The organism is Acaryochloris sp. IP29b_bin.137 (genome assembly GCF_028285745.1).
GTDB lineage: Bacteria > Cyanobacteriota > Cyanobacteriia > Thermosynechococcales > Thermosynechococcaceae > Acaryochloris.
This window is the reverse complement of record NZ_JANQOP010000359.1, coordinates 1-8077: the sequence shown is the minus strand read 5'-3', so window position 1 is coordinate 8077 and position 8077 is coordinate 1. Positions and strand designations below refer to the sequence as shown.

General features: G+C 49.8%; 9 protein-coding genes. 5 read left to right on the top strand and 4 right to left on the bottom strand.

Features of this window, described 5'->3' with window-relative positions:
• The first annotated feature begins 160 nt into the window (after nucleotides 1-160).
• On the top strand, nucleotides 161-883 hold the full coding sequence (locus tag Q0991_RS24080; protein ID WP_299493464.1) for a sugar nucleotide-binding protein: 723 nt from the start codon (nucleotides 161-163) through the stop codon (nucleotides 881-883).
• Between the two features lie 42 nt (nucleotides 884-925).
• Here Q0991_RS24080 and tkt read toward each other — a convergent pair whose 3' ends face one another.
• From tkt to acpP, 3 genes are all read right to left on the bottom strand, one after another.
• Nucleotides 926-2932, bottom strand: coding sequence for a transketolase (tkt, locus tag Q0991_RS24075; RefSeq protein ID WP_299493462.1), 2007 nt, complete (start codon nucleotides 2930-2932; stop codon nucleotides 926-928).
• Nucleotides 2933-3072: 140 nt separating this feature from the next.
• A complete protein-coding gene (gene fabF / locus Q0991_RS24070; RefSeq protein WP_299493460.1) occupies nucleotides 3073-4326 on the bottom strand; it encodes a beta-ketoacyl-ACP synthase II in 1254 nt (417 codons plus the stop codon).
• Nucleotides 4327-4418: 92 nt separating this feature from the next.
• Nucleotides 4419-4664 carry an acyl carrier protein gene (gene acpP / locus Q0991_RS24065; protein WP_010477306.1) on the bottom strand — a complete coding sequence of 82 codons (246 nt, stop codon included), beginning with the start codon at nucleotides 4662-4664 and terminating at the stop codon, nucleotides 4419-4421.
• Between the two features lie 535 nt (nucleotides 4665-5199).
• Here acpP and Q0991_RS24060 point away from each other — a divergent pair.
• The 4 genes from Q0991_RS24060 (at nucleotide 5200) to nfi (ending at nucleotide 7802) form a co-directional block, all read left to right on the top strand.
• Nucleotides 5200-5907: a GNAT family N-acetyltransferase gene (locus Q0991_RS24060; protein ID WP_299493457.1), complete on the top strand. Its 708-nt coding sequence runs from the start codon at nucleotides 5200-5202 to the stop codon at nucleotides 5905-5907.
• Between the two features lie 63 nt (nucleotides 5908-5970).
• On the top strand, nucleotides 5971-6903 hold the full coding sequence (locus Q0991_RS24055) for an NAD(+) kinase (RefSeq protein WP_299493455.1): 933 nt from the start codon (nucleotides 5971-5973) through the stop codon (nucleotides 6901-6903).
• Nucleotides 6904-6983: 80 nt separating this feature from the next.
• Complete coding sequence (locus Q0991_RS24050) at nucleotides 6984-7112, top strand: hypothetical protein (protein ID WP_299493453.1); 129 nt, start codon at nucleotides 6984-6986, stop codon at nucleotides 7110-7112.
• Nucleotides 7113-7802 (top strand): deoxyribonuclease V, encoded by a 690-nt coding sequence (gene nfi, locus Q0991_RS24045; protein ID WP_299493451.1) that lies wholly within the window; start codon nucleotides 7113-7115, stop codon nucleotides 7800-7802. It abuts the gene before it with no gap.
• Here the strand turns inward: nfi and Q0991_RS24040 are convergent.
• Nucleotides 7721-8077 (bottom strand): hypothetical protein (locus Q0991_RS24040; protein ID WP_299493449.1); only part of this gene is annotated, 357 nt, incomplete at its 5' end. The two genes, nfi and Q0991_RS24040, sit on opposite strands and share 82 nt — an antisense overlap.

The following is an 8077-nucleotide window of genomic DNA, read 5'->3' as shown; positions in this document are numbered from 1 at the left end:
CTTGATTAACAGATTTACCAGACTGTTGAACAATTTTGACAGCCTCAGCCTTCTGTTCGGCAGTAAAGGTGCGACGGGGTCTTTGGGGCATGTAAACATTCTCCTGGGGTATCAACTCTTCGAGAATGTCCACTTTTTCGAGTAAAGGTCAGTCCAACATATCTTGCAGACAGTGCAGCCGGATGCCGTTATCCATGCTGCGGCTCAAGCCCGTCCCCATATCTGCCAAACAGAACCTCAAGCAACCTTTGCAATCAATGTAGAGGCCTCTTGGAACTTAGCGGGGCTCTGCGCGGATCAACACATTCCGCTAGTATTTGTTTCAACGGACTTAGTGTTTGATGGTCTAAGCCCTCCCTATTCGGAGTCCGATCCGGTCTCTCCGGCTAATCACTATGGTGAGCAAAAGGTTGCAGCTGAGCGAGGGATGCGCGATCGCTATCCTCAGGTGACGATTGGACGCCTACCATTAATGTTTGGCGTCGTTCCCCATGCCCCCAGCTTTATCCAACCAATGATTCAGAATTTGCAGTCAGGAAAACCTCTACAACTGTTTAAGGATGAATTTCGAACACCTGTAAGTGGGGCAGATGCTGCTCGCGGGCTCTTGCTGACCTTAAAGATGCGGCGTTGCGTTTTGCATTTAGGCGGCCCTGCCCGTTTGTCTCGCTATGAAATCGGGCAAGCGCTGGTACGTATCCTAGGATTTTCTGACTCACTATTAGCGGGCTGTTTCCAAAAGGATATTGAACTCACGACGCCTCGCCCCGCTGATGTGTCTCTGGATAGCTCTAGCGCATTCTCTCTCGGATATGCGCCTCATTCAGTCTCACAAGCACTCAGTCAGGTATTGAATCCGCATAAAAGAGAACAGTCTCCCTAAAGAAGAGAGACTGCTATTAGACTTAGAGCTGAATGAGTTGAGTTAGCTCAGTAAATCTTTGGCTTTAGCCAGTACGTTCTGAACGGTAAATCCAAACTGCTCTAAACAGGTATTGCCAGGAGCAGACGCACCAAAACGGTTGATGCTGATGGACTGCCCTTCAAAGCCAATATATCGATGCCAACCAAAATCGGCAGCAGCTTCGACGGCCAAGCGCTTGGTAATAGCCTTAGGTAAAACAGACTCTTTATACTCAGGTGTTTGAGCTTCAAATAACTCCCAGGAGGGCATGGAGACCACGCGAACCTTCTTACCTTCAGACCGTAACTGCTCAGCAGCTTGCTCACAAAGGTGCACTTCACTACCTGTCGCAATCATAATCATGTCGGGCGTGCCATCGCTGTCGGACATAATGTAAGCGCCCTTGGCCACGGCATCAATGGAGCTACCGGCTAAGTTAGGGAGGGCCTGACGAGTAAAGGCAATCAGTGTGGGGTATTTCCGACTTGCGATCGCAACTTTATACGCCCCAGATACCTCATTCCCATCCGCAGGTCGAATCACCGTCAAAGTGGGAATGGCCCGCAAAGAAGCAATCGTCTCCACGGGTTGGTGAGTCGGACCGTCTTCTCCTAAGCCAATGGAGTCATGGGTCATCACGTAAATAACACCCGCTTCGGCCAAGGCAGACAGACGGATCGCCGCTCTCATATAGTCGGCAAATACCAGGAAGGTGGCGCAGTAGGGAATTAGGCCAGAATTATGTAAGGCAATACCGTTACAGATCGCCCCCATGCCATGCTCGCGCACCCCAAACCGGAGGTTGCGGTTATTGTAATCTCCCTTTTGGAAATTCCCTGAGCCTTTGATTTCAGTCAGGTTGGAGTGGGTCAGGTCAGCAGAGCCACCAATCATCTCAGGAATGGCACCTGCCAAAGCATTGATGGTGATTTCGGAATGCTTCCGTGTGGCTAGACCTTTATCTGCAGGCGTGTAGCTGGGGAGAGACTTATCCCAATCTGCAGGAAGTTCTCCTTTCAACATCCGCTCAAATTCAGCTGCCTCAGCAGGATATTGAGATCGATAGGAGGTCAGAACCGCATCCCACTCGGATTCAGCTATAGCACCCCGATCGACGGCTTGGCGGAAATGAGACAGGACATCATCAGGAATATCAAAGGGTTCATGACTCCAGCCTAGATTTTCTCGGGTGGCTTTAATTTCTGCATCTCCAAGGGCAGCACCATGAATACCAGCGGTATCGGCCTTATTCGGAGACCCGTAGCCAATAGTAGTCGTGACCTTGATCAATGAGGGCTTATCGGTTACAGCTTTCGCTGTTTCAATCGCCTTCTGAATGCCATCTAGATCGGTATTGCCATTCTCAACATGCTGAACATGCCAGCCATAGGCTTCAAATCGCTTGCCTACATCTTCTGTGAAGGAAATATCTGTAGAACCATCAATGGAAATATGGTTGTCATCGTAAAGGGCAATCAGCTTACCCAACCCGAGGTGTCCAGCTAAAGAACAGGCTTCTCCCGAAACCCCTTCCATATTGCAACCATCACCTAAGATGACATAGGAATAATGATCGACCAGGGTATGCTCTGGCTTGTTGAACTTGGCTGCCAAATGGGCTTCGGCCATCGCCAAACCGACGGCATTACAAATGCCCTGTCCCAAAGGTCCAGTCGTGACTTCCACCCCAGGGGTTTCAAAGTTCTCAGGGTGTCCCGGAGTTTTTGAACCCCACTGACGGAAATTCTTAATTTCTTCAAGGGAAACGCTGTTAAACCCAGTCAGATGGAGAAGGGCATATTGCAGCATGCAGCCATGCCCAGCAGATAGGACGAACCGATCACGGTTAAACCAATAGGGGTTTTTGGGATTAAACCGCATAATGCGGTCCCAAAGCACATAGGCCATGGGAGCAGCGCCCATCGGTAAACCTGGGTGTCCCGATTTTGCTTTTTCGACGGCATCAATAGCCAGAAAACGGATTGAATTAATACAGAGTTCGTCTAAGGATTGGGTCGCAACAACCATAAGCTTGAATTTCTAATATTTAGTGAACGGCAAGAAGGAATAGGCGGAACGGCGGTGTTTGTGTTCTCTCATAGGCGTCAAAAAGAGGCTTGGTAGGGACAAGCCTCAAACATCCGTGCCATTACGGCAGATGTCTAACATTAATCAGCATATTTTCGAAAGGCGAGGGTGACATTGTGACCGCCAAATCCAAAGGAGTTGGAAAGGGCAACATCAACCGTTAATTGGCGGCTGGTATGGGGGATATAGTCCAGATCGCACCCTTCATCTGGATGATCCAGATTAACGGTTGGTGGGACTTGATTCTTGGCGATTGCCATAGCCGTAGCTACCGCTTCAATTCCACCCGAACCGCCCAGTAAATGCCCCGTCATCGATTTGGTGGAACTAATAGCTACTCGATAAGCATTATCACCGATGGCATGCTTAATGGCAGCCGTTTCTGTCGTATCGTTAGCGCTGGTGCTGGTGCCATGGGCATTGATATAGCTGATCTGATCCGGGGTGAGGTTAGCGTCCTTTAGACATAACTCAATCGCTCGGGCGGCACCCACACCACCGGGGGAAGGCGACGTCATATGGTGGGCATCGCAAGTGACCCCATAGCCAATCAATTCCGCATAAATTTTGGCACCTCGGGCTAGAGCATGCTCCAGTTCCTCGATCAAGAGAATTCCCACTCCTTCGCCAAGGACAAAGCCATCCCGATCTTTATCAAAAGGACGACTGGCTTTTGTGGGCTCATCATTGCGGGTGGAAAGGGCTCGGCAGGCCGCAAATCCAGCAATGGATAAGGGGGTGACTGCAGCTTCTGTACCCCCGCAAATCATGGCTTTGGTATAGCCTCGTTGAACGAATCGAAAGGCATCGCCAATGGCGTTAGAGCCAGCAGCACAAGCCGTCACTGAACAGGAGTTAGGGCCTTTAGCACCCACATGAATCGCCGTTAATCCCGCTGCCATATTGGCAATCATCATCGGAATCATAAAGGGACTACAGCGATCCGGCCCTTTGGTGAGATAAATTTCCTGCTGATCCTCTAGGACTTTAAGCCCCCCAATGCCGGTACCGATAATAATGCCGATATCGTTCGCATTGCTATCGTCAATGGTGAAGTCGGCATCCGCTAAGGCTTGTTTGCTGGCAGCCACCGCAAACTGGGCAAAGCGGTCCATGCGCTTGGCATCTTTGCGATCCATATAGTCTTGAGGATCGAAGTCTTTGACTTCTCCGGCAATCCGGCAGGCATGGCGAGCCGCATCAAACCGGGTAATAGGGCCAATACCGCTGCGACCCGCTAGCAACCCGTCCCAGTATTCAGCAAGGGTATTCCCCAATGGAGTAATGGCCCCCAGCCCTGTAATTACAACGCGTTTAGGCTCTAGGTTAGTCATGATGGTCACATGTGATCGGCATTAGGATGAGAATAATCAGGGGTTAATCACAGTGCTGCAAGCAAAAGCAGGCAACACTGTCTTGAGGATGACTAAGCCTTTACTTTGCCTGCAATAAAGTCAACGGCAGCTTGAACCGTCAGGATCTCTTCGGCTGCTTCGTCAGGGATTTCGATATCAAACTCTTCTTCCAGAGCCATTACCATTTCTACAACATCCAGGGAGTCAGCATCTAGATCGTTCTGGAAGCTCGCTTCTGGCGTTACTTTGTCCGCATCGACACTGAGTTGCTCAGCAACAATATCTTTTACTTTGCCAAAAATTTCCGACTCACTCATGGGTTCTTTTTTCTCTAAAACGACGGACTCAAGCAGAAGGGTGAATGCGGTTCATAATAATGAAGCCAAGTGCGTTACGCCCTTCCCTGAGCAGATTTCAATGCCCCTGCTCGAAGATGCAAGGACAGCGAATGCCTGATCTACGCTTTTCAGGTTTCAGTCATTCCTTCCATAGTAATCTGAAACCGCCCTTCTGAAAGCTTCGATCTTGTTTTCTTGCCGGGGCATAAATTAAGTCTCAGCCAAGACATGTCATGGAATTTGGGTAAAGCAGTCAGTTGATTTAATCAAGGCTTTGCGCATACCGGGTTTAGTGATGGAATGCCTCCGTCGGCGATGATTAGTAATTCTGACGGGGGAGGCGTTAATAGAGGGGCGGCATATTAAAGCGGCGTTCGACCCGAATCATGTCCTTTTGTTCTCAGCTCTTGACTTAGCCAAGACCCAGACGCATTGCAGTTAGCCCAGGCAATTTCAATGATTCGGACGGGCAAATGATATGAATGGAACAACCCCATCCTCTGTCATTCGCTCGATGTCGACTTCCACTCCTTTTGTTCTGCGTCCCGCCCAACCCCAGGATAAGTGGGCGATACAGCGCATGCTTTGGCAATTTACCTGGGATGAAGGCATTGAGTTAGATATACGCCTATTTGGGTATGCCTTTTTTCGGTTGGGATTAGTGGGATTGGCCTTGTGGTTGCAATTCCAATGGCGACAGTCAACAACGATGGTTGACGTCGAGTTTATTTTGGTAGTGACTAGCGTAGCAACGGTGGGTTTAGGCTTTTATCTTGCCAGTCTAGTGACGGGCCAGTTGATGATGCGATTTTGTGGTGCGCTGATTAACTGGTCCCGGTTTCGAGTGATTGAGAAGGACGAAGCTTTGGTGGGCTGTGCATTATTAAATTCCTACACCAACCACAGTGAGTTGGCCTATGTCTTCGTCCAATCGCAATTTCGTCATCAAGGGTGGGGGTCGCAAATTGTCCAAACGCTAATCCAAGAGTCTTCCGAGGATGTTTACCTCGCCTGTAAACCTCAAGTTGTTCCGTTCTATCAGCAGTTGGGCTTTTCCATTCAGCCCTGGGCAGATCTCCCCGCTGGGGTTAAACGCTGTTTTCGCGTCTTTCGTCCCCATCCTCGGTTATGGAAATTCAAATTGAACTTTATGCGATGCCCAGTCGCACCAGTCACCCCCTCTGAGGCGACTCACTTATCAGAATCGGCCCCCCGCTCATAAACTGCTGCGAAAAGGGTAGGGTGAGTACATAGGCTTGAGCAAAGCAGAAAGGGGACCGATCGGGTGCAGTTGCAGCAAGTGATTATTGTCTATAAAGCTGGGGATACCTTCAGCCAACGATGGGCTGAGAAATGTGCTCGTCAGCTAGAAGCTCGAAACTGCCATATTTTGATGGGGCCTAGCGGTCCAAAAGATAATCCCTATCCTGTGTTTTTGGCCTCTGCTACTCAACCCATTGACCTAGCAATTGTGCTTGGGGGAGACGGCACTGCCCTGGCGGCAGCTCGTCATTTGGCGCCTGATGGGATTCCGATGTTAGCGGTCAATATTGGCGGCCATTTGGGATTCCTGACTGAACCAGCCGATCTATTTATGGACACCGAGCAAGTCTGGCAACGCATTCTTGAAGACCGCTATGCCGTTCAGCAACGGATGATGCTGCGGGCGCGGGTTGCCGATCGAGATGTTGATTCAACGGATACCCCTGAAGAGGAACCGTTTTACATTGCCCTCAATGAAATGTGTATCAAGCCTGCTTCAGCCGATCGCATGATTACCTCCATCTTGGAACTGGAAATCGATGGTGAAGTGGTGGATCAGTACCAGGGGGATGGCTTATTAGTGGCGACGCCTACGGGTTCAACCTGCTATACCGTTGCAGCCAGTGGACCGATTTTACATCCGGGCATGGAAGCCCTGGCGATCACGCCGATTTGTCCGTTGAGCTTATCCAGTCGCCCGATTGTACTACCCCCCGGATCAAGAGTTAGTATTTGGCCCCTTGCAGATCGAGAGCTTGCGACCAAATTGTGGATGGATGGGGTGCTGTGCACCTCAATTTGGCCAGGTCAGCGAGTAGATATTTGGATGGCCAAATGCCGGGCCAGGTTTGTATTACTGCGGGAAAATTACTCTTACTATCGGACCCTACGAGAGAAATTAGACTGGGCCGGTGCACGAATACAGTACAATAACAATCACCGCATTACAAATTGAAATATAACTCATAAGAATTTAATATGGATCTCTTCAGACCGTTACTATTAGTCATAATTCTTTTCTTTCTGACGGTAGTTATGTGCGCCTTGGGTAGTTTAATTGCCGTTGCCAACCCTCTAATATTTATTCTGGGAATTATGGGCGGTATGCTCGGTTCCTTAATGGTGATGGATTTTATCGATACTCACTGGCTGCATAAGTGGTAAGTGCAAGTTCCTAAAATTGAGAGTTGGCCTCAAACGGCTCAAGACGCCATTCAACTCCAAAAACAACTTTGTTCCCAGGTCATCCCCACCGACGACTTTAATGAAGTGCGCTTTGTCGCGGGAGTGGATGTCGGATTTGAAGACCAAGGTAAAACGACCCGCGCTGCGATCGCAGTTCTGACGTGGCCCGAGCTAACACTCCACGAAACAACCATCGCTCGCCAACCCACTACGTTTCCCTACATTCCTGGCTTGTTATCGTTTCGAGAAATTCCTACGGTTTTAGCGGCTTTAACCCAAATCCAAACCACCCCAGATCTCCTGATTTGTGATGGTCAGGGGCTTGCCCACCCCCGACGTTTTGGCATCGCCTGCCACTTAGGCGTGCTGGTGGATTTGCCTGCGATTGGCGTAGCTAAATCACGTTTAGTAGGAAAGCATGAACCTGTGGATCAAACCCGGGGGAATTGGCAGCCCTTAATCGACAAGGACGAACGAATTGGTGCAGTCCTCCGCACTCGCCCCCAGACAAAGCCTTTGTACATTTCTTTGGGACATCGGATTAGTTTGGACAGTGCCATTGAGTATGTGATGAGCTGCACCACCTGCTATCGGCTACCGGAAACTACCCGTTGGGCGGATAAGCTAGCATCTTCAAAAATTCCCCCCAACCCTGAACAGAGGAGTTGAGACCCAGCCGCTCCAGGGATTGGGAGCGGGTACTGTACTTTTAGGTCTGACCCCAAGTTCAATATTGCCGTTGATTTGGCTAATCTGAGGGACTCTATACCCGTTAAGCTATTGAATATTAAGCCCGTTTCCTCCTTGATGTAATTTGACGGTAGGGGAGGATGAATCGTTAGAGAGATCGCACCCATGTCTGCCCAGCCCCCCTCCAAGCCCAATTTGGGTCGTCTAGAGAAAGTCGATGTCACCCAATATTGGCAGTCCGCCACTGAGGATTT

Bases quoted from the DNA above. Each gene is read 5' to 3' on its own strand.
- tkt (WP_299493462.1), bottom strand. From the start codon at position 2,932: ATGGTTGTTGCGACCCAATCCTTAGACGAACTCTGTATTAATTCAATC.
- fabF (WP_299493460.1), bottom strand. From the start codon at position 4,326: ATGACTAACCTAGAGCCTAAACGCGTTGTAATTACAGGGCTGGGGGCC.
- acpP (WP_010477306.1), bottom strand. From the start codon at position 4,664: ATGAGTGAGTCGGAAATTTTTGGCAAAGTAAAAGATATTGTTGCTGAG.
- Q0991_RS24060 (WP_299493457.1), top strand. From the start codon at position 5,200: ATGTCGACTTCCACTCCTTTTGTTCTGCGTCCCGCCCAACCCCAGGAT.
- Q0991_RS24050 (WP_299493453.1), top strand. From the start codon at position 6,984: ATGTGCGCCTTGGGTAGTTTAATTGCCGTTGCCAACCCTCTAATATTT.